At 68.0% G+C, this 24,884-nt stretch carries 24 protein-coding genes and 1 pseudogene; 9 read left to right on the top strand and 16 right to left on the bottom strand.

The window, feature by feature from the left end; all coding sequences use genetic code 11:
* Window positions 1–23 precede the first annotated feature (23 nt).
* Entirely contained in the window at window positions 24–1,511 is a 1,488-nt protein-coding gene (locus BN3385_RS23305; protein ID WP_059020393.1) for a PE-PPE domain-containing protein, read from the top strand.
* Here BN3385_RS23305 and hflX read toward each other — a convergent pair.
* The 5 genes from hflX to BN3385_RS23330 form a co-directional block, all read right to left on the bottom strand.
* Window positions 1,508–2,914, bottom strand: a complete 1,407-nt coding sequence (gene hflX / locus BN3385_RS23310) for a GTPase HflX (RefSeq protein WP_059020394.1) — start codon at window positions 2,912–2,914, stop codon at window positions 1,508–1,510. The two genes, BN3385_RS23305 and hflX, sit on opposite strands and share 4 nt — an antisense overlap.
* Window positions 2,915–2,980: 66 nt before the next feature.
* Window positions 2,981–3,850 carry a diaminopimelate epimerase gene (dapF, locus tag BN3385_RS23315; protein ID WP_059020397.1) on the bottom strand — a complete coding sequence of 290 codons (870 nt, stop codon included), beginning with the start codon at window positions 3,848–3,850 and terminating at the stop codon, window positions 2,981–2,983.
* Between the two features lie 4 nt (window positions 3,851–3,854).
* Window positions 3,855–4,769, bottom strand: a complete 915-nt coding sequence (miaA, locus tag BN3385_RS23320) for a tRNA (adenosine(37)-N6)-dimethylallyltransferase MiaA (protein WP_059022357.1) — start codon at window positions 4,767–4,769, stop codon at window positions 3,855–3,857.
* A gap of 83 nt (window positions 4,770–4,852) precedes the next feature.
* Window positions 4,853–5,539, bottom strand: a complete 687-nt coding sequence (locus BN3385_RS23325) for a class III extradiol ring-cleavage dioxygenase family protein (RefSeq protein ID WP_059020399.1) — start codon at window positions 5,537–5,539, stop codon at window positions 4,853–4,855.
* A 25-nt stretch (window positions 5,540–5,564) separates the two neighbouring features.
* Window positions 5,565–6,443 carry a DMT family transporter gene (locus tag BN3385_RS23330; protein ID WP_059020401.1) on the bottom strand — a complete coding sequence of 293 codons (879 nt, stop codon included), beginning with the start codon at window positions 6,441–6,443 and terminating at the stop codon, window positions 5,565–5,567.
* A gap of 214 nt (window positions 6,444–6,657) precedes the next feature.
* On the opposite strand from BN3385_RS23330, the gene BN3385_RS23335 reads away from it, so the two are divergent.
* On the top strand, window positions 6,658–7,983 hold the full coding sequence (locus BN3385_RS23335; RefSeq protein ID WP_059020403.1) for a DUF349 domain-containing protein: 1,326 nt from the start codon (window positions 6,658–6,660) through the stop codon (window positions 7,981–7,983).
* Window positions 7,984–8,623: 640 nt separating this feature from the next.
* On the opposite strand, the gene BN3385_RS23345 is transcribed toward BN3385_RS23335, so the two are convergent.
* The 3 genes from BN3385_RS23345 to miaB all read right to left on the bottom strand — a co-directional run bounded on the left by BN3385_RS23345 (window position 8,624) and on the right by miaB (window position 11,923).
* Entirely contained in the window at window positions 8,624–9,496 is an 873-nt protein-coding gene (locus BN3385_RS23345) for a hypothetical protein (RefSeq protein ID WP_156432861.1), read from the bottom strand.
* A gap of 298 nt (window positions 9,497–9,794) precedes the next feature.
* Window positions 9,795–10,391 (bottom strand): Rv2732c family membrane protein, encoded by a 597-nt coding sequence (locus BN3385_RS23350; RefSeq protein WP_059020409.1) that lies wholly within the window; start codon window positions 10,389–10,391, stop codon window positions 9,795–9,797.
* Window positions 10,388–11,923 (bottom strand): tRNA (N6-isopentenyl adenosine(37)-C2)-methylthiotransferase MiaB, encoded by a 1,536-nt coding sequence (gene miaB, locus BN3385_RS23355; protein WP_059020411.1) that lies wholly within the window; start codon window positions 11,921–11,923, stop codon window positions 10,388–10,390. The genes BN3385_RS23350 and miaB overlap by 4 nt, the downstream gene beginning before the upstream one ends.
* 111 nt (window positions 11,924–12,034) lie before the next feature.
* Between miaB and BN3385_RS23360 the strand changes: the two genes are divergently transcribed.
* From BN3385_RS23360 to BN3385_RS23380, 5 genes and pseudogenes are all read left to right on the top strand, one after another.
* Window positions 12,035–12,763 (top strand): amino acid ABC transporter ATP-binding protein, encoded by a 729-nt coding sequence (locus tag BN3385_RS23360; RefSeq protein WP_059022358.1) that lies wholly within the window; start codon window positions 12,035–12,037, stop codon window positions 12,761–12,763.
* A gap of 19 nt (window positions 12,764–12,782) precedes the next feature.
* Window positions 12,783–13,657, top strand: a pseudogene (locus tag BN3385_RS23365) (glutamate ABC transporter substrate-binding protein).
* Window positions 13,658–13,669: 12 nt separating this feature from the next.
* Window positions 13,670–14,350 (top strand): amino acid ABC transporter permease, encoded by a 681-nt coding sequence (locus tag BN3385_RS23370; RefSeq protein ID WP_059020413.1) that lies wholly within the window; start codon window positions 13,670–13,672, stop codon window positions 14,348–14,350.
* Window positions 14,351–14,426: 76 nt separating this feature from the next.
* Complete coding sequence (locus BN3385_RS23375; protein ID WP_059020415.1) at window positions 14,427–15,290, top strand: amino acid ABC transporter permease; 864 nt, start codon at window positions 14,427–14,429, stop codon at window positions 15,288–15,290.
* A gap of 83 nt (window positions 15,291–15,373) precedes the next feature.
* Window positions 15,374–16,675 carry a DUF1254 domain-containing protein gene (locus BN3385_RS23380; RefSeq protein ID WP_059020416.1) on the top strand — a complete coding sequence of 434 codons (1,302 nt, stop codon included), beginning with the start codon at window positions 15,374–15,376 and terminating at the stop codon, window positions 16,673–16,675.
* On the opposite strand, the gene BN3385_RS23385 is transcribed toward BN3385_RS23380, so the two are convergent.
* Window positions 16,672–17,496: an LLM class F420-dependent oxidoreductase gene (locus BN3385_RS23385; RefSeq protein WP_059020418.1), complete on the bottom strand. Its 825-nt coding sequence runs from the start codon at window positions 17,494–17,496 to the stop codon at window positions 16,672–16,674. The genes BN3385_RS23380 and BN3385_RS23385 overlap by 4 nt on opposite strands.
* A 66-nt stretch (window positions 17,497–17,562) precedes the next feature.
* On the opposite strand from BN3385_RS23385, the gene BN3385_RS23390 reads away from it, so the two are divergent.
* Window positions 17,563–18,849, top strand: a complete 1,287-nt coding sequence (locus BN3385_RS23390; RefSeq protein WP_059020420.1) for a cytochrome P450 family protein — start codon at window positions 17,563–17,565, stop codon at window positions 18,847–18,849.
* A 13-nt stretch (window positions 18,850–18,862) separates the two neighbouring features.
* Here the strand turns inward: BN3385_RS23390 and recX are convergent, their stop codons facing one another.
* The 5 genes from recX to BN3385_RS23415 all read right to left on the bottom strand — a co-directional run bounded on the left by recX (window position 18,863) and on the right by BN3385_RS23415 (window position 22,613).
* The gene (gene recX, locus BN3385_RS23395) at window positions 18,863–19,381 is read right to left on the bottom strand and encodes a recombination regulator RecX (protein ID WP_059020423.1); all 519 of its coding nucleotides are present in this window, start codon (window positions 19,379–19,381) and stop codon (window positions 18,863–18,865) included.
* Window positions 19,350–20,405, bottom strand: a complete 1,056-nt coding sequence (gene recA / locus BN3385_RS23400) for a recombinase RecA (protein WP_059020425.1) — start codon at window positions 20,403–20,405, stop codon at window positions 19,350–19,352. Before recA ends, recX begins: the two co-directional genes overlap by 32 nt.
* Before the next feature lie 143 nt (window positions 20,406–20,548).
* Window positions 20,549–21,238 carry an alpha/beta fold hydrolase gene (locus tag BN3385_RS23405; RefSeq protein ID WP_059020428.1) on the bottom strand — a complete coding sequence of 230 codons (690 nt, stop codon included), beginning with the start codon at window positions 21,236–21,238 and terminating at the stop codon, window positions 20,549–20,551.
* A 4-nt stretch (window positions 21,239–21,242) separates the two neighbouring features.
* Window positions 21,243–21,437: a DUF3046 domain-containing protein gene (locus BN3385_RS23410; protein ID WP_059020430.1), complete on the bottom strand. Its 195-nt coding sequence runs from the start codon at window positions 21,435–21,437 to the stop codon at window positions 21,243–21,245.
* Between the two features lie 9 nt (window positions 21,438–21,446).
* A complete protein-coding gene (locus tag BN3385_RS23415) occupies window positions 21,447–22,613 on the bottom strand; it encodes a glycosyltransferase (protein WP_059020432.1) in 1,167 nt (388 codons plus the stop codon).
* Window positions 22,614–22,654: 41 nt separating this feature from the next.
* Here BN3385_RS23415 and BN3385_RS23420 point away from each other — a divergent pair, with 41 nt between their 5' ends.
* The gene (locus BN3385_RS23420) at window positions 22,655–23,098 is read left to right on the top strand and encodes a limonene-1,2-epoxide hydrolase family protein (protein ID WP_059020433.1); all 444 of its coding nucleotides are present in this window, start codon (window positions 22,655–22,657) and stop codon (window positions 23,096–23,098) included.
* A gap of 56 nt (window positions 23,099–23,154) precedes the next feature.
* Here BN3385_RS23420 and pspM read toward each other — a convergent pair whose 3' ends face one another.
* Both pspM and pspA read right to left on the bottom strand, forming a co-directional pair.
* The gene (gene pspM, locus BN3385_RS23425; RefSeq protein WP_059020435.1) at window positions 23,155–23,985 is read right to left on the bottom strand and encodes a phage shock envelope stress response protein PspM; all 831 of its coding nucleotides are present in this window, start codon (window positions 23,983–23,985) and stop codon (window positions 23,155–23,157) included.
* Between the two features lie 15 nt (window positions 23,986–24,000).
* Window positions 24,001–24,810, bottom strand: coding sequence for a phage shock protein PspA (gene pspA / locus BN3385_RS23430; protein WP_059020437.1), 810 nt, complete (start codon window positions 24,808–24,810; stop codon window positions 24,001–24,003).
* Window positions 24,811–24,884 lie beyond the last annotated feature (74 nt).

Consider the following 24,884-nt stretch of genomic DNA (forward strand, 5'->3'; position numbering starts at 1 on the left):
AGAATCCCGAAGAGAGTTTGCTGATGCGTCAATATCTGAAGGCCGCCGCCCGCAGTGTCGTGGTCGCGGTCATCGCGATCGCGGCGGCTTTGGCCACCGCCCTGGGTGCCACGATCACCGCCGCGGTCAACCTCGCCGCCGTCGCCCTGATCGTCCCGGGCACCGGCACACCGAATCCGGCGGTGCCGCCGCAGGGCACCAACTACATGCAGAACGCGGTGGCCTACTACATCGCGCCGAAGGCGCCGTCGTGCGCGGTGGTCTGCACCCCCGAACCGGTCCCCTACATCGCCCAGTTCTGGCCGTTCCCGTTCGCCGGGTGGGGCGGACTCAACGGAGCCAAGTGGAACGTGTCGGTGGCCAGTGGCGTCCAGAGCCTCAACGACCAGATCGACGCCGTCGACCCCGCCGACGACATCGTGATCTTCGGCTACTCCCAGGGCGCCACGGTGTCCAGCATTGTCAAAAGCCAACTCGCACAAGACAACGGCGGCGTCATCCCGGACCGGTATTCGTTCGTCCTGATCGGCAACCCGAACCGGCCCAACGGCGGCCTGTTCGAACGGCTCGCCGCATTCGGCACCGTGCCGATTCTGGACGCCACGTTCGGTCAGCCGACCCCCACCGACACCACCGTGCTGCCCGCGGTGAACACCACCGACATCGCATTCCAGTACGACGGGGTCGCTGATTTCCCGAAGTACCCGATCAACCTGCTCGCCGACCTCAATGCGATCGCCGGTTTCTGGTACATCCACGGGACCTACCTGTCGCCCCGGGGCACCGAACCGGTCACCGCGACGCCCTATGGCTACACGGTGCCCGAACTGGAGCAGGCCATCGACTGCAGCCAGAGCCCCAAGAACTGCCAGACCTACAACGACACCCTGTACATCACCATCCCGGCCAAGACACTGCCGATCATGCAGCCGCTGCTGGATCTCGGCGCGGCCACCGGCACCACCGCGCTGATCAAACCCCTGGTGTCCCTGATCTCCCCGGTGACCCGGGTGCTCATCGAAACCGGCTACGACCGCACCAATTACGGCCAGCCCTCCCCGTTCGGCCTGATCCCGGTGATCAACCCGGTCACGCTGACCGTAGACCTGGTCACCGCGGTGGGTCAGGGCATCCATGACGCGCTGGGCGACCTGGGTGTCTCGACCCCGTCGCCGAGTGCACCCTTGGTGCCGTCCTCGCCGGCCGCCACCCTGGCCGCCGCCACCACCACCTCTGACGGCCAGAAGAAGTCGGTCACCGAGGGGACCGGACCGACGGAACCGACCGTGCCCAAGGCCTCCCAGATCCGCAGTTCCGTGGCGACAGCCGCCAAACCTGCTCGGCCGCAATCACATCCGACCACCACGTCACCGCTGTCGGATGTGGTGTCCGACATCAAGGACGCGGTCGGCAGCCTGGCACCCAAGCCGGTCGACAAGACCCCGGGCAGCGAATCGTCCGGCACCACCGCCGCCTCGGGCCGTGGCGGCACCGGAGCCGCAGCGGCCTAGGTCGCGTACTGGCGCAGGCCCGCGGCCAGTGCCGCGGGCACCCGGGCCTTCAGCCGGGTTCCGGCTTCGGTGTGCTCGGTGGCATCGACGTGACCGTCATTGTGCAACCGGGCCACCAGATCACCGCGGTTGTACGGGATCGTCACGTCGACGGATACCTCGCGCGGTTCGACCAGCTCACCGAGCCGGGTGCGCAGCCGCTCCAAACCCTCGCCGGTGTGCGCGGAGACGAACACCGCACCCGGCAGGGCACGGCGCAACTGGGCCAGCGTCAGATCGGCCGCGGCATCGATCTTGTTGACCACCAACAGTTCTGGCGCGGGTGCCGAGTGGTGATCGTTCTGCACCTCGCGGATGACCTGGCGCACCGCCTCGATCTGGGCCATCGGGTTGCTGTCGGAACCGTCCACGACGTGCACCAGCAGGTCGGCGTCGACGACTTCCTCCAGCGTCGAGCGGAACGCCTCGACCAGCTGGGTGGGTAGGTGCCGTACGAAGCCGACCGTGTCGGTGAGCACGAACTGCCTGCCGTCGTCGAATTCGCCTCGGCGCGTGGTGGGTTCGAGGGTGGCGAACAGCGCGTTCTGCACCAGCACCCCGGCGCCGGTCAGGGCGTTGAGCAGGCTCGACTTGCCGGCGTTGGTGTAGCCGATGATCGCGATCGAGGGCACGTCGCTGTGGAGCCGGCGGCTGCGCTGGGTGTCGCGGACCTGCTTCATCTCCTTGATCTCGCGGCGCAGCTTGGACATCCGCTCGCGGATGCGGCGGCGGTCGGTCTCGATCTTGGTCTCACCCGGACCGCGGGTGCCCACGCCGCCGCCGGCGCCACCGGCACGCCCGCCAGCCTGCCGTGACATCGACTCACCCCAGCCACGCAGCCTGGGCAGCATGTACTGCATCTGGGCCAGCTCGACCTGCGCCTTGCCCTCCCGGCTGCTGGCGTGCTGGGCGAAGATGTCCAGGATCAGAGCGGTGCGGTCGATGACCTTGACCTTGACGACCTTCTCCAGCGCGTTGAGCTGCGCCGGGCTCAGTTCACCGTCGCAGATCACGGTGTCGGCGCCGGTGGCGATGACGGTCTGGCGAAGCTCCTGGGCCTTGCCCGAACCGATATAGGTGGACGGGTCCGGCTTGTCGCGGCGCTGGATGAGACCTTCGAGGACTTCGGATCCGGCCGTTTCGGCCAGCGCGGCAAGCTCGGCGAGGCTGGCGTCGGCGTCGGCGGCACTGCCCTCGGTCCACACGCCGACCAGCACCACGCGTTCCAGGCGCAACTGGCGGTATTCGACCTCGGAGACGTCGGCGAGTTCGGTGGACAGCCCGGCGACGCGCCGCAGCGCGGCACGGTCTTCGAGTGCGAGTTCGCCGAGGCTCGGGTCGGCGGAAGGATCAGGTGTGGTCATAACTGGTACCGATGGTGTCACGCACAGACAACGTCGCGCACCTCAATAACGTGCCCCGGCGCGCGCTCAGTGCTGGGCCGCCCACCATGCGTCGGCCAGCTCACCCTGGGCCACCAGCACCGACGGTCCCCGCAGGAAGCTGGTGGTGTCGGTGACCTCAACGCTGACCTCCCCGCCCGGAATCCGCACCCGCAGCTCGCCGGTCGGCGTACCGAGGTGATCCAGGGCAGCCACTGCGGCGGCAACGGTGCCGGTGCCGCAGGAACGGGTCTCCCCCACACCGCGTTCGTGCACGCGCATGGACACCGCACCGTCGACCGGTGACGTCAGGACTTCGACGTTCACGCCCTCGGGGAACTGGGTGTGGTCGAACTGCACCGGGGCGGCGACGTCGAGGGCGGCCAGGTCGGCTTGGCTGAGCGTCGGGTCCAGGCAGGCCAGGTGCGGGTTGCCCACGTCGATCCCGACACCGCTGAAGGTCCGGCCGCCCACGGTGGCGGTGCCGATCCCGAGCCGGTTGATCTTGCCCATCTCGACGGTGACCTCGGCGTCGACGGCGTCGGCGCGGTGCACGATCACCGGGCGCGGGCCGGCCAGCGAGCCGACCACGAACTCGTCGCGCTGCTCCAGGCCGCTGGCCCGCAGGTAGTGGGCGAACACCCGCACCCCGTTGCCGCACATCTGGGCGAATGAGCCGTCGGCGTTGCGGTAGTCCATGTACCAGTCACCCGGCGCGACGCCCTCGGGCAGCCGCTCGAGAACCCCGGCGGCCACCACGGCCCCGGCGGTGGTGACCCGCAGCACCCCGTCGGCGCCCAACCCGCGGCGCCGGTCGCAGAGCGCGGCGACCGCGGCCGGTGCCAGGTCCAGGCATGCATCCAGGTCCGGCAGCAGCACGAAATCGTTCTGCGTGCCGTGCCCCTTGCTGAAGATCACCTGATCAGGATACGTCGCGCCACCGTGCGATCACCTCGTCGGCAAGCCCGGCGGCCGCCCCGTCCAGCCAGTGGATCCGGTGGTCGCGGCGAAACCAGGACCGTTGCCGGCGCACATAGCGCCGGGTTCCGATGAACGTCAGCTCATGGGCTTCGGCGAGATTCTCGGCAGTTCCACCGGCGTCCAGCGCGTCAATCACCTGCGCGTAGCCCAGCGCCCGGGCCGCGGTCACCCCATCGCGCAGCCCGCAGTTCAGCAGCGTACGCACTTCGTCGACCAGTCCGTCGTCGAACATGGTGTCGGTGCGCGCCGCCAGCCGCTCGTCGAGAACCGCTGTGTCCCAATCTAATCCGACGATCAAGGCGTCCCAGCGGGGTGCGCCGATCCGTGGCGCCGAGGCGGCGAACGGCTGGCCGGTCAGCTCGACCACTTCCAGTGCCCGCACGATGCGACGGCCGTCGGTGGCCAGGATCGCCGAGGCGGCAGCCGGGTCACGGGTGGCGAGTTCGGCGTGCAGCGCCGACACCCCCACCTCCGCCAGCCGCGCTTCCCAGCGGGCCCGCACCTGCGGATCGGTGGCCGGGAAAGCCCAGTCATCGAGCAGCGACTGGATGTACATCATCGAGCCGCCGACGATCACCGGCACGTGCCCGCGGCCCATGATCGCCTCGACGTCGGCGACAGCGGCCTGCTGGTAGCGCGCGACGGTCGCGGTTTCGATGATGTCGAGGACGTCGAGCTGGTGGTGCGCAATACCGCGCCGCTCCTCGACCGGAAGCTTCGCGGTGCCGATGTCCATCCCCCGGTACTGCTGCATGGCGTCGGCGTTCACGATCTCCCCGCCGAGCCGCTCGGCGACGTCGAGGGCCAGCGCCGACTTGCCGGTGCCGGTAGGGCCGATCACCGCGATGGGGCGAATGCCGTGCCTTTCCCCCGGGTCGCTTCGCTCCTGCCCGCCGTGCCTGTCCCCCGGGTCGCTTCGCTCCTGCCCGCCGGTGGGTGTCACGGCACCCAGAAACCGACGAAGTAGCCCACCCCGTACGGCGCGCCGCGCACCAGTTCCCTCGCCGAGCGCGGGCCCGCCCCGGCCAGCCCGGCCAGCACCTGGTAGGCCGCCCGGCCGACGATCCCGGCCGGCGCCTCGGCCAGTGCGGCGGTGTCACCGGCGGCCAGCGCGTCATCGAGGGCGGCCTGCACCGGTTCGGCGTCGGGGTCATAACCGCCCGGCGCGGGCGGGGTCAGGGTGTTGGCACCGTCGGCAACCACCAGCACACCGACCGCCGCGTCGCGGGCGTTCAGCTCGGCGCGCAGCGCCCGGCCGGCGGCCAGCGCGGCCTGCGCATCCAGATCGGCGGCGTAGACCCGCACCTCGGCGCGGGCGGCGGGGTTGGCCTGACCGCGCAACCAGCCGGCGAACAGGGCGCACAACGGCAGAGCGCTCACCGCAGCCGGAGCTTGCGGTGACAGCGCGACGGGAACGTCGACCCCGTAACCGGCGAAGGTCCCGGCGGTCTGCGGCCCGATCACCTCGGTGGCCGGGCCGACGCCGAGCACCACCCACTGCGCGGGCAAGTCGGCGGCCGCCGCCAGCGCCGCGTCCCGGAACTCGGCCACTTCGGCGGCTGCCGTACCGGCGAGTTCAGGCACCAGAACCGGGGCCGAGGGGGTCAGTGCGATGGCCGTCAACACGCCACACACGCTAGCGCGCCGTCGGTCAGGCGGGCGCCGGCGCTGGCTGGCCGGAACTCACCTCGCCGCGGGCCAGTGCGACGGTCGCCGCGATCATCACCGCGACGGCCACGATCAGCACGAACCAGCCCGCATCATCCGGGCGCAGGGTCTCGCCGAGCACGAAGATGCCCAGCACCGACCCGACCATCGGCTCGCTGACCGTCACCGCAGGCAGGGACGCCGCCAGTGAGCCGGCCCGGAAGGCCGACTGTTCCAATGCGGTGGCGGCGACCGCGACAAGCGCCCACGGATACAACTCCGGGGTTTTCAGCAGCGCCCAGATCCCGTCGTCCACCCGGTGCACCACCGCTTTGGTCAACACGGCGAACAGTCCCCACAATGAGCCGGACACCACCCCCAGCAGGGCTGCGGCGGCCGGCCTTCCGGCCAGCACCCGCGAGCCCAGCAGGCACAGCGCCAACGCCGGGCCCAGGGTGGCGATCACCCAGGCCCACAGCTCCCAGCCGGCGCGCGAGTGACCTTCGGTCGGGTTACCGACGGTGACGATCACGGCGACGGCCCCAGCCAGCAGTACCGCCCAGATCCACTGCCAGCGGGTCACACTGCGACCGGCATACCGGGCACTGATCGGCAGGGCGAACAGCAGTGAGGTGACCATCAACGCCTGGACCAGCAGCACCGACCCGAACGCCAGGGCGGCGGCCTGGAACCCGAAACCGCCGGCGGCGACCAGGCTGCCCAGCCACCACTTCCAGTCCTTGAGCAGGTGCAGGAACAGCGCGACATGCCCGACGGGCTCGTCGGTGACGGTCTGTGCCGAGCGCTGCTGAATGACGTCGCCGATCGCGACGCACAACGCCGCGCACAGGGCGAGAACGGTGGCGATATCCGCCTTGTCCATGGTCTCCCTCCCGCGCCTGGAGTGGTCAGATTGCCCGCCTGCCGGTGCGGTGTGCAAGCGGGACCGCCGAACCCGGGGGCATTGGCGGGGCCGAACTGGTTCAATACGTTCGAGGAAGGCTGACCTCAGTGTGGCCGACCTTTGACAGCATTGGCGCCGCGTCGCGCGGCAGGTGCGCGGGAACTACCGCGCGGAGGGTAGGTGAGGCGAGTTCATGACGATCGACGAACCCCATGGCGGCGAATCGCCCAAGCCGACTCCCCGACCGGGTCCCGCCCGACCGGTCCCGCGGCCGCATCCCCCGGCCGCGCCGGTGGTCGTTCCCCCGTCCAGTGACCCGCACCGCTTCGGCCGGGTCGACGACGACGGCACGGTCTGGCTGATCACCTCCGCCGGTGAGCGCACCATCGGGTCGTGGCAGGCCGGTGACCCCGAGGCCGCCTATGCCCACTTCGGCCGGCGCTTCGAGGACCTGGCCACCGAGGTCACTCTGATGGAAACCCGGCTGGCCTCCGGCACCGGCGATGCCCGCAAGATCAAGGCGGCCGCCGCGGCACTGGCCGAAACCCTGCCCACCGCAAGTGTTCTCGGCGATGTCGACGCGCTGGCCGACCGGCTGGCCGCGATCCGCGACCACGCCGAGGAGACCGCGGCGGCGGATCGGGCGCGACGCGACGAGCACCGCGCCGCGCAGACCGCTCGCAAGGAGGCGCTGGCCGCCGAGGCCGAAGAGTTGGCCACCAACTCCACGCAGTGGAAGTCGGCAGGTGACCGGCTGCGCGCCATCCTCGACGAGTGGCGCACCATCACCGGTCTGGATCGCAAGACCGACGACGCGCTGTGGAAGCGCTACTCGGCGGCGCGCGAGACGTTCAACCGTCGCCGCGGTTCGCACTTCGCCGAACTCGACCGGGAACGCGCCGGCGCGAAGCAGGCCAAGGAGAAGCTGTGCGAGCGGGCCGAGGAGCTGTCGGGCTCCACGGACTGGGCCGCCACCTCGGCGGCCTTCCGCGACCTGTTGACGCAGTGGAAGGCGGCAGGCCGCGCGGCCAAGGACGTCGACGACTCGCTGTGGCACCGGTTCAAGTCCGCGCAGGACACCTTCTTCGCCGCCCGCAACGCGATCAACTCCGAGCGGGATGCCGAGTTCGCGGCCAACGCCACCGCCAAGGAGGCGCTGCTGGCCGAGGCCGAGAAGATCGACACGTCCAACCCGGACGCCGCCCGGGCGGCGCTGCGCACGATCACCGACAAATGGGACGCCATTGGCAAGGTGCCCCGCGAGCGGCAGGCCGATCTGGAGCGACGGCTGCGCGCGGTGGAGAAGAAGGTCCGCGACGCCGCCGATGCGGGCCGGGTCGACCCGCAGGCCCAGGCCCGCGCCGAGCAGTTCCGCGCCCGCGTCGAACAGTTCGAGAAGCAGGCCGAAAAGGCCGAGGCGGCGGGGCGCACCAAGGAGGCTGCCGAGGCCAGGGCCAGTGCCGAGCAGTGGCGGCAGTGGGCCGACGCCGCCGTCGAGGCACTGGGCAAGAAGCGCTGATCTCTGCGCGCCGAGATCGACGTTATGGCGCGCTGCTCTCGTACTTTCGCGCCCACACGTCGGTTTGGGCCATCTGGTGAGATAGCCGCTGTCCTTTAGGTGCGGAACAGTGCTTCTGAGCAGTCCTGATACCCGTTTTCGACTACGACAGACGCTGTCAGACAGTGACTTTCTGAGACAGACAACCTGACACTCAGATGGCACAGGAAAGCGTCAGATCATGGCTGGCTTCGCTGTTCCACCCTTTCCCGGTTAGCCTCACCCGACCCCTGGAGCTGGCCAACGGCGCCGCGCGCAGCAGCTGGATCGGCTGCGACTTCGTCGAGCTGGACACCTGGCACGCTCCCATGCTCAGCGCTGGCGGGAACTCCCTCACGGACCGCGGCGGCGTCGTCGATGCGTTGGGGCGCTGCTGGCCAGCACCCCAGCGGGCGGGGCTGTGCCCGAGGATCCACCAAGCCGGGAAGGACGGCAACACCCTGCGGGGATCCACGGCCTTCAAGGCCGCCGCCAGAGACCGTCTGTCACACGTCAATGACGTAGGCGGTCTGACCACCCTGGGCTGGAGAAGCGCACGCCGCGCTCATTTCGGAATCACCCATTGAATCTGGCCGTGGTCCTAGCCGGACGGTGTCGTTCATCAATCCTGGATGAACATCATCATGTCGTCAGGGTGCCCTTGCCCCAGACTGCCCGGGGGTCTGCCCTTCACGAGTTGGACATTTTTCCTCTGTCCATTGATGGTGACATTTATTGGTCCCTCTGAAGGAAGCGCCTGGGGGCTGGATTGCACATTGATTTTGACGCCGTCCACCGTCGCCGACATTTTCTTCGGCCCATTCCTCACTGCCTCGCACAATGTAAAGGTTGCCTCTGGACCGGGCGGAAACACTTGGGGGGCAGGCGGATTCTGAAATCCCACCTCGTCGGTGTCGGGTGGCCAAAACCGTGTCAGCGAGCGCAAGTGGCTCTGGCTGTAGAACTCGTCGAAGCCGTCCTTGAAAGCGTCAAACATGTCCTCGTGCGCGAAACCAACGACGACGACCCAGAATTGCCCTACGACGAACGTCGTGACATGGCCTGCACTTTCGGGTACGTCGAGGCTTAAACGAAACCGGTGATGATGGTGGTATCCGTTTGGGGTGTTCTCGACCTTCCCGAAAAACATGAGCATTGCGTTTGGCGGGCTGACATGGTCGTGAAGCCAGCGGTACTGCCATTCGGGGATCGACAGATCGCCTCGGCGTCCTTCCTTGTCGAGTAGCTCCTTCGTCATAGCCGTCTTGGCCGCCCACGTCGCCATGTGCTTGACCGAATCTGCGTTGAGGGTTACCGCGCGCCCCTCCCTCATCTCCTTGAATACCGCCTCAAACGGCTTCTCGATCTTGTTGTTCAAGATCTTCGTGTTGCACGTTATACAGATCTCGACGGTGGCCTGATAGCCGTTCTTGTCGCCATTTTCCCAATATTCGATGCGGGTCTGGCCGGTCGCGGGGTCTCGGTAGCTGGACATGCTCCGCATCCCACTTCCCGGAGTTGTGAGGTACTTCAGCGAGTTCTTGAGGACGTGCTCGTCTGATCTCTTGACCTCGGGAGGTTGCCTGCCGCAGAACGCACACGTGAACGTGCTCTGTATGGCTGGCCGGTGCCGTTTGCCCATCCGTCAATTGTCTCAGTTGCGACCGACAAACCCGATTGACGAAGACGGGCCGAAAGGCATGCAGATGGCACAACCCCATGCCCAGCTAGGCCAAATTGGGCTCCGACCTGCGTTGGAGTAGTTCCTACTGCCACACGTCGGTTTGGGCGATCTAGGTGGAGCCCTCGGCGGGCGGGGGCGTCTGGTCACCGCGTTCGCGCCGGTCGACCTCGTCGAGCAGCGTGCGGGATTGACGTTCAGAGGCCTCCTGGCGCCGCTGTTCCTCGACCGCCAACTGCAGGGCGGTACGCGTCCACACCACGCGAGCCCAGTGGAAGGTCAACAGGATCACCGTGATCCAGCCCAGGATCAGACCGATACCCGGACCCGGGTGACCGCCCACCGCGGTCTGGCGCGACCACACCGCAAGCATCCCGAGCGCGCTGGCCAGCCCGCAGCCGATCAGGGCCAGCCAGGCCAGCACCCAGCGTCGGGTCAGCAACGCCAGCATCGAGAAGCCGACACCGAAAACCAGTGCCAGCCAACTGAAAATCCGCGACGGCAGCGCGATTCCCACGCTGATCGCCTTGTCGTTGCCGATGAGGACATCGACGCCGCGGGCACCGCCGGTGTGCGGCAGGATCAGCGACACCAGCAGCACGAAGACCAGGATCGCCACCACCATGGCGCGCGCACCGGGCTGGATCTCACCGGCCACCTTGCGTTCGGCCGCCTCGATCTCGGCGCGGTAGGACTCGAAGTCACTCATTGGCCACATCCCGTCGGTTCGACCGTGACGGGCTTACCCACCGTCGGCAGGCCCAGTCCGGTGGTACGCGGGCGCTGTCCCGCGGCGTGGGCGTCGCCCGCGCGGGTGCGCCGGTAGCTGAGCACCGGCGCGTCGGCGATCAGGTGGTGCGGCGCGGCGCCGGTCACCGTGGTCGTCAGGACGTCGCCGGGACGCACCTCGGTCTCCCCCGGGCTGAAGTGCACCAGCCGGCCGTCGCGGGCCCGTCCGCTCATCCGCGCGGTGGCGGCATCCTTACGGCCCTCGCCGGTGGCGACCAGGATCTCCACCTGGGTGCCGATCTGTGCGGTGTTCTCCTCCCAGGAGATTTGCTCCTGCAGCTCGAGCAGACGCAGATACCGTTCTTGCACAACCTCTTTGGGAAGCTGGCCGTCGAGTTCGGCAGCCGGGGTGCCGGGACGCTTGGAGTACTGGAAGGTGAACGCCGCCGAGAACCGGGCCGCACGCACCACGTCGAGGGTGGCCGCGAAGTCCTCCTCGGTCTCCCCGGGGAAGCCGACGATGATGTCGGTGGTGATCGCGGCGTGCGGCATGGCCGCGCGCACCCGGTCGATGATCCCGAGATACTTCTCGGCACGGTAGGAGCGGCGCATGGCGCGCAGCACCCGGTCCGAGCCGGACTGCAACGGCATGTGCAGGGCCGGGCAGACATTCGGCGTCTGCGCCATGGCCTCGATGACGTCGTCGGTGAACTCCGCCGGATGCGGCGAGGTGAAGCGAACGCGTTCGAGGCCCTCGATGTCACCGCAGCTGCGCAGCAGGGCGGCAAAGGCGCCCCGGTCACGCGGGGTGTCCGCGTCTGCGAAGGACACCCCGTAGGCATTGACGTTCTGGCCGAGCAGAGTCACCTCGAGCACGCCCTGATCCACCAGTGAGCGCACCTCGGCCAGGATGTCGGCGGGCCTGCGGTCCACCTCCTTGCCACGCAACGACGGCACGATGCAGAACGTACAGGTGTTGTTGCAGCCCACCGAGATGGAAACCCATGCGGCGTAGGCGGATTCGCGGGCGGCAGGCAGGGTCGAGGGGAATTCCCGCAGCGATTCGGCGATCTCGACCTGGGCCTCGCGGTTGTGCCGGGCGCGTTCGAGCAGCGCAGGCAGCGACCCGATGTTGTGGGTGCCGAAGACCACGTCCACCCAGGGCGCCTTCTTCAGCAGGGACTCGCGGTCCTTCTGGGCCAGACAGCCGCCCACGGCGATCTGCATGTCGGGGTCGGCCTGCTTGCGCGGCGCCAGGTGGCTGATGTTGCCGTACAGCTTGTTGTCCGCGTTTTCCCGGACCGCGCACGTGTTGAACACCACCACATCGGCGTCGGCCCCTTCGGGGGCGCGCTGATAACCGGCGGCTTCCAGCAGACCGGCCAGCCGCTCGGAGTCGTGCACGTTCATCTGGCAGCCGTAGGTGCGGACCTGGTAGGTGCGCCCGGCCGACGACTGGGCAGGATCGCCCGCGTCATGCCCCTGGGTCAGCACCGATGTCACGCACCTCATCGTACGGAGCACCCACGGGCACCGAGAAATCCGCCGGATCCGTCAACGGCGGGCAAACTGAGGGTTACCTGGGTATGGTCTGAACGCATGGGGCGCGACGGCGAGAAGCCGATGATCTCGATCAAGGGCGTCAACAAGCATTTCGGCGACCTGCACGTACTCAAGGACATCAACCTGGAGGTCGACCGCGGCCAGGTGATCGTGGTGCTGGGCCCGTCCGGATCGGGTAAGTCCACACTGTGCCGCACCATCAACCGCCTGGAGACCATCGACAGCGGCAGCATCGCCATCGACGGCGAGGAACTGCCCGCCGAGGGCCGCAAGCTGGCCCAGCTGCGCTCCGACGTCGGGATGGTGTTCCAGTCCTTCAACCTGTTCGCCCACAAGACGATCCTGGAGAACGTCACGCTGGCACCGCTGAAGGTGCGCAAGGTCAGCAAGGACAAGGCACGCGAGAACGCGCTGGCGCTACTGGAGCGGGTCGGGGTGGCCAACCAGGCCGACAAGTACCCGGCGCAGCTTTCCGGCGGCCAGCAGCAGCGGGTGGCCATCGCTCGGTCGCTGGCGATGAACCCGAAAGTCATCCTGTTCGACGAGCCCACCAGCGCCCTGGACCCCGAGATGGTCAACGAGGTGCTGGCCGTGATGACCTCGCTGGCCTCGGAGGGCATGACGATGGTGGTGGTCACCCACGAGATGGGGTTCGCCCGGCGGGCCGCGAACCGGGTGGTGTTCATGGCCGACGGGGCGATCGTCGAGGACGCCGCACCGGATGAGTTCTTCGACAACCCGCGCTCGGAACGGGCCAAAGATTTTCTCGGCAAGATCCTCAACCACTAGGGCGAAAGGAACACCCGATATGCCGTCCACTTCATGGCGCCTCCTCGGCGCCGCCGTGCTGGCCGTCGCACTCCCGTTCGCCGCAACCGCGTGCGGTGGCGGCGAACGGGAGTGCGACGGCCAGCACGGCGGCCCGCCGCAACCGCGTGCGGTGGCGGCGGGGGCGGCGGTGGCGACACGATCGTCATCGGCACCAAGTTCGATCAGCCCGGCCTGGGTCTGAAGAACCCCGACGGCACCATGAGCGGCTTCGACGTCGACGTGGCCAAGTACGTCGCCAAGGAACTCGGCTACCCCGAGGACAAGATCGAGTGGAAGGAATCACCGTCCGGGCAGCGTGAGACGCTGATCCAGAACGGTCAGGTCAAGTACATCGTGGCGACCTACTCGATCACCGATGCCCGCAAGGAGAAGGTCAGCTTCGCCGGCCCCTACCTCGTGACGGGTCAGAGCCTGCTGGTCAAGGCCGACAACACCGACATCACCGGCGCGGAGTCGCTGCAGAACAACAAGAAGCTGTGCTCGGTCAGCGGTTCGACGCCCGCGCAGCGCATCAAGGACAAGTACCCGGGTGTTCAGCTGCAGCAGTACGACACCTACTCGGCCTGCGTGGAGGCTCTGAAGAACGGCGCGATCGACGCGGTCACCACCGACGAGGTCATCCTCGCCGGGTACGCCGCCCAGTCGCCGGGCGTGTTCAAGATCGTGGGCAAGCCGTTCTCCGAGGAGAACTACGGCATCGGTCTGAAGAAGGGTGACACCGAGTTGTGCACCAAGATCACCGATGCGCTCAAGAAGATGGAGGCCGACGGCGCCTGGAAGGCGGCGTTCGAGAAGAACCTCGGCCCGGCCGGCATCGCCACCCCGGCACCGCCCGTACCCGCTTCCTGCTGAGACGCGGGGCACGTGGAGGTCTTCAGCGAGTACCGCGGCCAGATCTTCGAGGCGTTCTGGACCACGGTGCAGCTCACGGTGTTCTCCGCGGTCGGAGCGCTGATCCTCGGCACGGTGCTGGCCGCGATGCGGCTGGCGCCGGTGCCGATGCTCAACTGGCTGGGCACGGCCTACGTCAATGTGGTGCGCAATACCCCGCTGACGTTGATCATCCTGTTCTGCTCGTTCGGCCTGGCGCAGACCCTGGGCATCACGCTGGTGGACCCGAAATCGCCAACGTCCATCGAGGACAGCAACTTCCGGCTCGCAGTACTTGGCTTGACGGTCTACACCGCGTCGTTCGTCTGCGAGACGGTGCGATCCGGGGTCAACACCGTGCCTCTGGGGCAGGCCGAGGCGGCCCGCTCGCTGGGGTTCACCTTCGGGCAGAACCTGCGGATGATCCTGCTGCCGCAGGCTTTTCGGTCGGTGTTGATCCCGCTGGGTTCGGTGCTGATCGCGCTGACCAAGAACACCACCATCGCCTCGGCGATCGGGGTGGCCGAGGCGGCGTTGCTGATGAAGGAGATGATCGAGAACACCGCGGCGTTGCTCACGGTCGGCACGATCTTCGCGCTGGGCTTCGTCACCCTGACGTTGCCGACGGGCCTGCTGTTCGGCTGGCTCGGCAAGCGACTGGCGGTGGCGCGGTGATGAGCGCTCGCGCGAAGAACAGAGGCGTGATGAGCGCTCGCGCGAAGAACAGAGGCGTGATGAGCCGGGGGTCCAGATGAGTACGGCGTCGGTTCTTTTCGACGCACCGGGACCCCGCGCCCGGGTGCGCAACCGGGTGATCTCGGTCGTCTCGATCCTGGTCGTCGCACTGGTGGCGTGGGCGGTGATCGCCAAGCTCGCCGGCAAGGGTCAGCTCACGGCGGCCAAGTGGGAGCCGTTCCTGACGGCCAACCTCTGGAAAACCTATGTGCTGCCCGGTATCGAGGGCACCCTGACTGCGGCGGGCCTGTCGATCGTGCTGGCGGTGATCCTCGGATTCCTGCTCGGTGTCGGGCGGCTGTCACCCTCGGGCATCGTGCGCTGGCCGTGCGCGATCATCGTGGAGTTCTTCCGGGCCGTCCCGGTGCTGATCATGATGATCTTCGCCTACTTCCTCTACGCGCTCTACGACACCTTCCCGTCCAAGCATCTGGCGCTGGCCGGTGTGGTGACGGGGTTGACGCTCTACAACGGTGCGGTGATCGCCGAGATCGTGCGCACCGGGGTGGCCTCGCTGCCCCGCGGGCAGGGTGAGGCGGCCTCGGCGCTTGGCCTGACCTGGGGCCAGACGATGCGGTCGATCCTGTTGCCGCAGGCGATCACCTCGATGCTGCCGGTGCTGGTGTCCCAGCTGGTGGTGGTACTCAAGGACACTGCGATCGGCTACCAGATCACGTTCGTCGAGATGGTGCGCCAGGGCACGGTGGTCGGCTCGTCGTATGGCAACTACGTGCCGGCGCTGATCGTCATCGCGATCCTGATGATCAGTGCGAACTTCGCCCTGTCATCGGCCGCGACCCGACTGGAACGGCGGCTACGCCGGTCCAAACGCGGACCCGCACCCCTGCATGCGCAAGGCGAGTTGGAACCCGGAGATTAGAAAACTCTGACGGGCGTCGTGGATCGGCGATTCGTGGTGTCAGCGCCGCTACACTTGCGCCGACTTTCCACGAAAGGTGACGCATGACAACGCTGTCCGCTGATCTGCGCACGTTGAGCCACGAGGCCTTCGTCTACTTCTATCCGCTGGTGACGATGGACGTCACCCGGCTGCAGACGATCAACCGCGACGGGCTCGGAGCCGGGCCGCCCAATCAGTTCAACCACATTCGGCAGTACCCGGGGGCGGACTTCCGCGCGGTGGTGCGACCCAACTTCGACACCCTGTACTCGTCGGCCTGGCTGGACCTGACGCACGGCCCGGTGCTGCTCGAGGTGCCCGACACCGATGACCGCTACTTCATGCTGCCGATGATCGACATGTGGACCGATGTGTTCGCCAATCCCGGCAAGCGCACCTCGGGCACCGGACCACAGAAGTACGTCATCGTGGGGCCGGGCAAGGTGGGCCCGCTGCCCCAGGGTGTTCCGGTGATCAACGCCCCCACTCCGTATGTGTGGATCATCGGGCGCACCCAGACCAACGGACCGGCCGACTACGCCGCGGTGAATGCCGTCCAGGACGGCTACCGGCTGAGCCCGTTGGTGCCGCCGTCGGCGCCGTTCGTCAAGGACGAGGGTTACGACGTGACGACCGAGCCGCTGCGCAAGGTCAACGCGATGAGTGCCGTGGAGTTCCTGACCTATGCCGCCGAGCTGTTGGCGGTCAACCCACCGCACCCGACCGATTTCTCGATCCTGGCCCGCCTGACCAACCTCGGTATCGAAGCGGGTAAACCTTTTGATGCACAACGGTTCTCGCAGGAGGAGATCGACGAGATCGAGGCGGGCAAGAAGGACGGGCTGACGGCCATCTCCGAATCCGCCCCGACGCTGGGCGATATCGTCGACGGCTGGATGAGCCTGGTCGAGGGTATGGGTGTGTACGGCAACTCCTACCTGCGCCGGGCCGTGGTGACCCTGGTCGGGTTGGGCGCCAACCCACCGGAGGACGCGGTGTACCCGCTGCTGGTCACCGACGCCGACGGGCAGCCGCTGACCGGGGACAACAACTACGTCATCCACTTCGACGCCGACAAGCTTCCGCCCGTCGACGCCTTCTGGTCGGTGACGATGTATGACGCCGAGGGCTATCAGACGGCCAACGAACTGGACCGCTTCGCCATCGGTGACCGCGACGCACTGCAGTACAACGCCGACGGCTCGCTGGATCTGTATCTGCAGCACACCAATCCGGGTCCGGAGCGCCAATCCAATTGGCTGCCCGCACCATCGGGCGCCCTCGGCGTCACCATGCGGCTGTATGCGCCGCGTCCGCCGGTGATCAACGGGACCTGGCACCCGCCGGCGGTCCGCAAGGTCTAGCCGAGCTGCGTGCAGCGTTCCAGCAGTTCGATGGGCGGCGGCTGGTAGAACGACAGCACCGCGTGCTGGCAGCCGAGTTCCTCGTACTGCGGCAGCAGTGCGAGTTGGCCGTCGACCTGCTCGGGATCACGAGGGTGCAGGAATAGCTGGACACCTCGAGCGATATCGCCTGGGTCCCGGCCGACCTCGGCACAGGCCTCGTCGAGGCGGGTGTTGACCTCGCCCCACTCCTGCGGACCCTGGTGGCTGGGCATGTTCCACTCGTCGGCGTGCCGGGCGATGACGCGCAGCATCTTCGGGCCGGATCCGCCGACGACGATCGGCGGGTGCGGACGCTGGATCGGTTTGGGCTCACAGATGGCGTCGGCCAGGGTGTAGAAGCGACCGTCGAAGGTCACCGACTCCTCGGTCCACAGCCGGCGGATCACGGTCAGGGCTTCGTCGAGCATCGCGACTCGTGTTCCCGGGCTGGGGAATTCGATGCCGTACCCGCGGTGTTCGGCCTCGTGCCAGCCCGCGCCGATACCGAAGTCCAGCCGCCCGCCGCTGATGTGGTCGACGGTGACGGCCATCTTGGCCAGGATGGCCGGATTGCGATAGGTCACCCCGGTCACCATGCAGCCCACCCGCGCCTGTCGGGTCACCGCGGCCATCGCCGCCAGCGTGGTCCAGCCTTCGTGGGTGGGCTTGCTGTTCTCGACCAGGCCGTAGAAGTGGTCGTAGTTCCACACCGCCTCGAACCCGAGGTCGTCGGCGGCCCGCCAGAACTGTTCGAGTTCGGGATAGGTGAACGTGGGCGCCAGCTTGACCGAGATTCGCATGCGTGCAGCCTAGACGGAGCGCCCGAACGGTATCGTCAGCGTCGTGGCCACTAGCGACGGCTCGTAGTGCCGAATCCGCTCGACGTCCTACCGGTCGCCGACGGCGTCGGGCTGCCATGGGATGTCGCGGTCGACGACGCGGTGGGGGCGATCGCGGCGGCACGCGAACGATGTGGCGACACGTTCGTCCTCCGCAGCGGGAGTGCGCACTACCTCTTCACCTTCTCGCCGACCGGCGTCGAATCGTTCTATGCGCTGGCCGAGGAAGCGGCGAGCAAGGGTGTCGCGGACTTCCTCATGCTGAGGCGAAAGCTGCCCGACGAGGTTTTCGTCGGTAGACGACTCCTGCCGAGTTCACTGTTTCGCCGTGACGACGTCACGTCATACCTTGCGAACCTCGACCGTGCTCTCGACGCGACGGAAGCCGAACTCGGCGAGAGCGGCACCGTCGATCTGTTCGCACTGACCCGACGGCTCGGCCATCGCATGGGTTTGGCGTCCTGGGCGGGGCCTGGCTGCGCCGATGGCGAGGCGTTCGAGCGGCTGGTTCGCGCATTCGATGTGCTCGACGGTTCTGACGCCTTTGTTCACCCCGATGCGATGGCGGCCGTAGCCGCCTCGGGGATGCGGGCCGAGCGGGCTGCCCTGGAAGAGGTTTCCGAGGTGGTGGAAGCATCTCTGCGACACTATGGTTCGACAACCGCGGCCCGCGCGGGCTTGTTCAGCCGAATCGTCGATGCCTGGTCCTCTGAACCACCAGAGGTCCGCAATCGCGGTATTGCGATGGACGTAGCGCTCATCCACATCGCCTCGATGTCGAACCTGATGGCAGCCCTCGGGTGGGCACTCGTCGACCTCATCCTTCATCCCGACCACCTGCTTCTGGTCGCGGGCGGCGATCGCGATCTCGCGGCCAGCTGCGCCCTCGAAAGCACCCGGTTGGCGCAGCGTTCCATCATGGCGCGCGCCGTGCTGGAACCGGTCGCATTCGACACCGGCTCAGGTGTGGTTGATGTCCCGAAGGGCTGGATCATCGCGACGCTCCTGCCGCTACTGAACACCTCCGCGGCCGCCGGCCTGGCGGAATGGGATCCCAGTCGGTGGCACCGGTACCGGCTTGTCGATGCACATGCCTTGGCCTCACCGATGCTGGTCACCGCCTTCGGGCACGGCAGGCATTCCTGTCCGGCGCAGCCCTTTTCGTTGGCCGCGATGGCGATGGCGATGACCCGCCTCGCGGGTCGCTACGACCTGAGGCCCGAGTGGAACGATTACCCACGTCCGGTGCCCGCCCAGATCGGCGGCGTGGCGCGTGCGGCCGATCCGTGCGCGGTGCGCTACACAGCGCGCTGAACGTCCGGGGCGGCTAGACCCGGCGGCGCTCGCGTTCTGCCGCCAGGCCTTCACTGACCACGGCGACCGCCAGGTTCTGGCTGTAGCCGCGCCGGGCCAGCATGCCGACCAGCCGGCGCATCACCTTGGTGTCGTCGGTATCGGCCAGCGCCTCCCGACGCAGCTTGCGCTCCACCAGCTCCTCGGCCAGCTGCCGCTCGGCACCCGCGTCGATGTCCTGCAGTGCGGACGCGATCACGTCGTCGTCGACACCCTTGGTGCGCAACTCAGCAGCCAAGGCGCGCTTGCCTTTTCCGCCCCGCGCCCGCCGCGACCGCACCCACTGCTCGGCGAACTCGGCGTCATCGATCAGCCCGACAGCGGCCAACCGGTCGAGCACCGACTCGGCGACATCCTCGGGATAGCCGCGCTTATCGAGCTGGCCGGCCAACTCCGAGCGGGTTCGCGACCGCACGGTGAGCAGGCGCAGGCACACTGCATGCGCCTGCTCAGCGCGCTTGTCAGAAGTCGACTGGGGCGGGCAGAACGTCATCGATGGCGAGATCATCGGTCATCACCGCACCGATACCGAGCTTCTCTTTGATCTTCTTCTCGATCTCGTTGGCCACGTCCGGGTTCTCGTTGAGGAAGTTGCGGGCGTTCTCCTTGCCCTGCCCCAACTGCTCACCCTCGTAGGTGAACCACGATCCGGACTTGCGGATGAAGCCGTGCTCGACACCCATGTCGATGAGCGAGCCCTCACGGCTGATGCCCTTGCCGTAGAGAATGTCGAACTCGGCCTGCTTGAACGGCGGCGACACCTTGTTCTTGACGACCTTGACGCGGGTGCGGTTACCCACCGCGTCGGTGCCGTCCTTGAGCGTCTCGATGCGGCGCACGTCCAGCCGCACCGAGGCGTAGAACTTCAACGCCTTACCGCCCGTGGTGGTTTCGGGTGAACCGAACATCACGCCGATCTTCTCGCGGAGCTGGTTGATGAAGATGGCGGTGGTGCCCGAGTTGTTCAGCGCACCGGTCATCTTGCGCAGCGCCTGGCTCATCAGGCGGGCCTGCAGGCCGACGTGGCTGTCACCCATCTCACCCTCGATCTCGGCGCGCGGCACCAGTGCGGCCACCGAGTCGATGACGATGAGGTCGATGGCGCCGGAGCGCACCAGCATGTCGGCGATCTCCAGGGCCTGCTCACCGGTGTCGGGCTGGCTGACCAGCAGCGAGTCGGTGTCCACCCCGAGCTTCTGGGCGTAGTCCGGGTCCAGCGCGTGCTCGGCGTCGATGAACGCCGCGATACCGCCGGCGGCCTGGGCGTTGGCCACCGCGTGCAGGGCGACGGTGGTCTTACCCGAGGATTCCGGGCCGTAGATCTCGACGATGCGGCCGCGGGGCAGACCGCCGATGCCCAGCGCCACGTCCAGGGCGATGGAGCCGGTCGGGATGACCGAGATGGGCTGGCGGACCTCGTCACCGAGGCGCATCACCGAACCCTTGCCGTGGTTCTTCTCGATCTGTGCGATCGCGAGCTCCAGTGCCTTCTCGCGATCGGGGGCTTGCTGCGCCATGGTGTACCTCTCCGGTAGTCATTCGGTTTGACCGGGGTTCCGGCCGGTTGGGTCTGACGCTAGGACAGGCCACCGACAAACTCGGTCGAACGTCACCACCATAACGAACAGGTGTTCGAAAGCAAGCCGACGCGCCGGGCGTGTCAGACGACGCGATCCAAAACCTCGGCCAACGCCGAGGGCCGCGAGTAGAACGGCGAATGGCCGCCCGGCAACTCCACCACCGGCGCCTCGAGCAGCTCGGCGGCCACCCGTCGTGACCAGGCCGGATCGACCATCCGGTCGTCCGCACACAGCACGGAGGTGGCCGGCACCGCGGGGAGCCGGTCGAACGGGCAGCGCTGCATCATCGGACTGAAGGCCTGCGTCCGCAGCCTGGGGATCGCCGCGGCGACCACGTCGTCATCGCAGTCGGAATAGAAAATCTGCCGGGCCAGAGCGAGGTCCGCCCACCGGGTGCCGCCGTCGACCTTGGCCAGGCCGGCCGTGTAGCCCGGGCTGAGGATGTGCTGCTCCCGATCAAGCTCGGCACACGTGCGGCCCGGCTCGGCGACAAGACCGCACAGGTACACCAGATGGCGCACCGGCCGGCGCTCGGCGATCCACGGGAACGCGAAGCTGCCCAGCGAGTGACCGACGGCCACCACGTCGTCACCGGCGTCCTGCAGCGCGGCGGCGAAGGTGTCCGCGTGGTCCTCGAATGTCGCGGCGGGATCGTCGAACCGGACGTCGACGGTGACCACCCGATGGCCTCGGCGCTGAAGTTCGGGGGTCAGCCGTTCCCAGCACCAGGGCCCGTGCCAGGCGCCGTGCACCAGCGCGAAGGTGCTCATCTGCTCACCATTGGTCGCGGGGCACGTCGAAGTCCGCGCACAGTGCCCGCCAGACTTCGCGGGGCTCCACACCGTCCTCGATGGCCTGCGCGGCGGTCCGCCCGCCCAGTTTGGTCAGTACGTGGTCGAGCACCATGGAGGCAGCGCGAACCGGGCCGAACTGAGCTTCGACCAGCTCGTTGAATTCCGTCAGCCGCACGCCACCAACTTACCCAGGCAGCGATTCATGGCACACCTGTACCGGATCGGCGACGCCCGCGACGCTCTCCCCCGCCCGCCGGGCCGCCTGCCGGTAGCGCAGGGTGGACAGCACCTCGTTGACCTCGGCCACCAGCGCGTCACCGGTCAACGGCCGGATCAGCCGCGCACTACCTTGGCGCACAACACGATTCGCCAGCTCCCACTGATCGCCGCCGCCGGGGATCACCACCATCGGCACTCCGGCCAGCAGCGTCTTGGACAGCATGCCGTGCCCTCCCCCGCAGACCACCACATCGGCGTGGGTGAGCAGCTCGTCCTGACGGCCCAGGCCCACCGCAGCCCACGGCGGCACGTCAAGATCGTCGCCGCCCAGCCGGGAGATCACCACCCGCGACCCGGCGGGCAGGGTGTCACCGGGGATCAGGTGCCGCAGTGCCAGTTCGGCCACCCCGTCGGCCCCGGTAGTCGCCGTCGAGGGCGCGATGAGGACGACCGGGCCGTCCCCGTCCGGGATGGGCAGGATCGCCGAGGTCGGCTCGACGTGCAATGGGCCGACGACGACGGCCTCGGCAGGCCAGTCCGGCCGCGGCACCTCCAGGGCGGGCAGGGTGGCGACCAGCCGGCGCAGTGGTCCCGGATCGCGGGCCGGCAGCCCGATCCCCACCCTCGCGGCCGCGCGCTGACGGTCACCGTCGCGCACCGACCGCGCCGTCAGGGCGCGCATGACCGCGTCCCGCAATCGGCCCCGCAGGCCGGTTCCCGGAGCCAGACCACTGCCGATCGGGGGCAGTCCCTTCGACGGCAGGTACAGCGGATGCGGGCAGAGTTCGATCCACGGCAGGCCCATCAGTTCGGCTGCCATCCCACCGCATGAGGTGATGACGTCGGAGACGATCAGATCCGGTGCCAGCTGCTGTAGCACCGGCACATTGAGCACCGCCATCCGGGCGGCCCGCTGGTGGAGCTTGGCGCCGGCGTCGGCGTCGTCGTCGTCCTCGGTGGGGTCCAGGCCCGCGAGTTCGACGGCCTCGACACCGACCGCCCGGGCCAGGTCAAGCCGTTCGGCCCCGGTGAGCAGAACCGGCTGGTCACCGGCGGCGGCGAACCTCAGGCACAGCGCCAGCGCCGGGAATGCATGGCCGGGATCCGGGCCGGCCACCACCGCGACGCGCATCGGCCTACCCTGCCACAGGCCGCACGCCTACCCTGACCTACATGACTGAGCAGACCTCGAATGTGAGCACCGACGTCGACAACGCCCATACCGTCGAGGTGTTCCTGGCCGCGTTGCAGAACAAAGATCTCGATACCGCCGGCGCGCAGCTCGACGCCAATCTGGTCTACGAGAACGTCGGCTACCCCACGATCCGCGGCCGGGCGCGCGCGATCAAGCTGTTCCGCGGTCTGCAGCGACCGTTCCTGGGCTTCGAGGTAAAGATTCACCGGATCGCGGTCAACGGCGCATCGGTGCTCACTGAGCGCACCGACGTGCTGGTGGTCGGCCCGGTGCGGATGCAGTTCTGGGTGTGCGGTGTGTTCGAGGTGCACAGCGGCCGAATCACGCTGTGGCGGGACTATTTCGACATGTTCGACTTCACCAAGGCGATTGCCCGCGGCGTTCTCGGCGCCGTCGTGCCCTCGCTACGCCCGCGGTTGTGATTTCGGCGCGCTTAACGTCGGTATGCGACGACAAGCGCGCCGAAATCGCGAGCCCGTCAGGCGCGGCGCAGCTGACCCAGCTCGTCGAACGCCTGCGACCAGCCCAGCAGCCGGTCGGTGGCACCGGCCAGTTCGTAGCGGTAGCGCTGCGCCGACATGGGCGAACTCGACAACGACCCCGAGTTGGCCGCTGACACCAATTGTGCTGCCGCAGTGACCATCTCGTTGTACTGACGCACGCCGGCGTTGAGCTGGGCGGTGAACGCATTGATGGTGGGCGCCAGGTACTCGCGCGAATTCGGGGTGTCCAGCGCGGCGCGCTCCATCGACACCACCTCAGCCGCGGTGGCGGCCATCGTGGCCGCACTATGGTTGGCCGCCGCGGTCAGCTCCCGAATCTCCTCGGGCGGCAGCATGTTTCCGCGCTCGAGCACCCCGAGCAGCGAATGCAGGCCACGCTCGGAAGCGCCGAGTGCCGACATCGACGGCCGGGCCGCCGAGCCGTGCGGCGGCATCCGCCTGCCGCTGAGCTGACGCTGCGGCGGCAGCGGCTCACCGCGCAGGAAGCGATAGCGCAGCAGGAACAGGGTGGCCGGTACCGCGGCACCCGCGGCGATCACCCCGGTGATGATCAGCGCCCACACCGGTGTGCTCCAGGTGGCCAGCAGGCCGGTCACGAGGATCCAGAACACCGTGGCGAAAGAGAAGAAGGCGCCGAACCGCAACGCCCACCGTCGTTTCCGCAAGAGCCGGGCGCGGGGATCGGACGCGGCGCTGAGCTTCTGCGCGGCCACGTCGACGTACTCGCTGGCGGAGTCGATCCCCCGCTGCAGGGCTGAGCGCCACTGCCGCGAGAGGAATCCCGGCTTGTCGGGTTTCGCCGCCATCGAGACGTTCGCCTCCTACTGTCCGAGGGGTTTTTCAGGTTCGGGGGTGGCGGCCGGCGTCGCCGGGGTGGCCGGAGCGGCGGCACCGCCGGACGGGAGGGCATCCCCACGCATGGAGGCGCGGATCTGCTCGAGCCGCGAGTGGCCGGCCATCTGCACGCTGGCCTGCTGCACCTCCAGCATCCGGCCCTGCACCGAATTCTGTGCCAGCTCGGCCTCGCCCATGGCGTTGGCGTAGCGGCGCTCGATCTTGTCGCGCACCTCATCGAGGCTCGGCGTGTTGCCGGGGGCGGCGATCTCACTCATCGACCGCAGCGAAGCGCTGACCTGCTCCTGCATCTTGGCCTGCTCGAGCTGGCTGAGCAGCTTGGTGCGCTCGGCGATCTTCTGCTGCAGCATCATGGCGTTCTGCTCGACCGCCTTCTTGGCCTGGGCGGCGGCCTGCAGCGCCTGGTCGTGCAAGGTCTTGAGGTCCTCGACGCTCTGCTCGGCGGTCACCAGCTGAGCCGCGAACGCCTCGGCGGCGTTGTTGTACTCGGTGGCCTTGGCGGCATCACCGGCGGCCACGGCCTGATCGGCCAGCGTCAGCGCCTGGCGGACGTTGACCTGCAGCTTCTCGATGTCAGCGAGCTGGCGGTTGAGCCGCATCTCGAGCTGACGCTGGTTACCGATCACCTGGGCGGCCTGCTGGGTCAGCGCCTGGTGGGTGCGCTGCGCCTCCTCGATGGCCTGCTGGATCTGCACCTTGGGATCGGCGTACTCGTCAACCTTGGAGTTGAAGAGCGCCATCAGGTACTTCCACGCCTTGACGAACGGATTGGCCATCAGTCCCGCCTTCGATTCGAGTGCCGCATTCGGTGATCGTTGCCCAATTTATCGGTTCGCGATGCCCGACCACA

The organism is Mycobacterium sp. M26 (genome assembly GCF_001494595.1).
In the GTDB taxonomy this organism is placed as follows: Bacteria; Actinomycetota; Actinomycetes; order Mycobacteriales; family Mycobacteriaceae; genus Mycobacterium.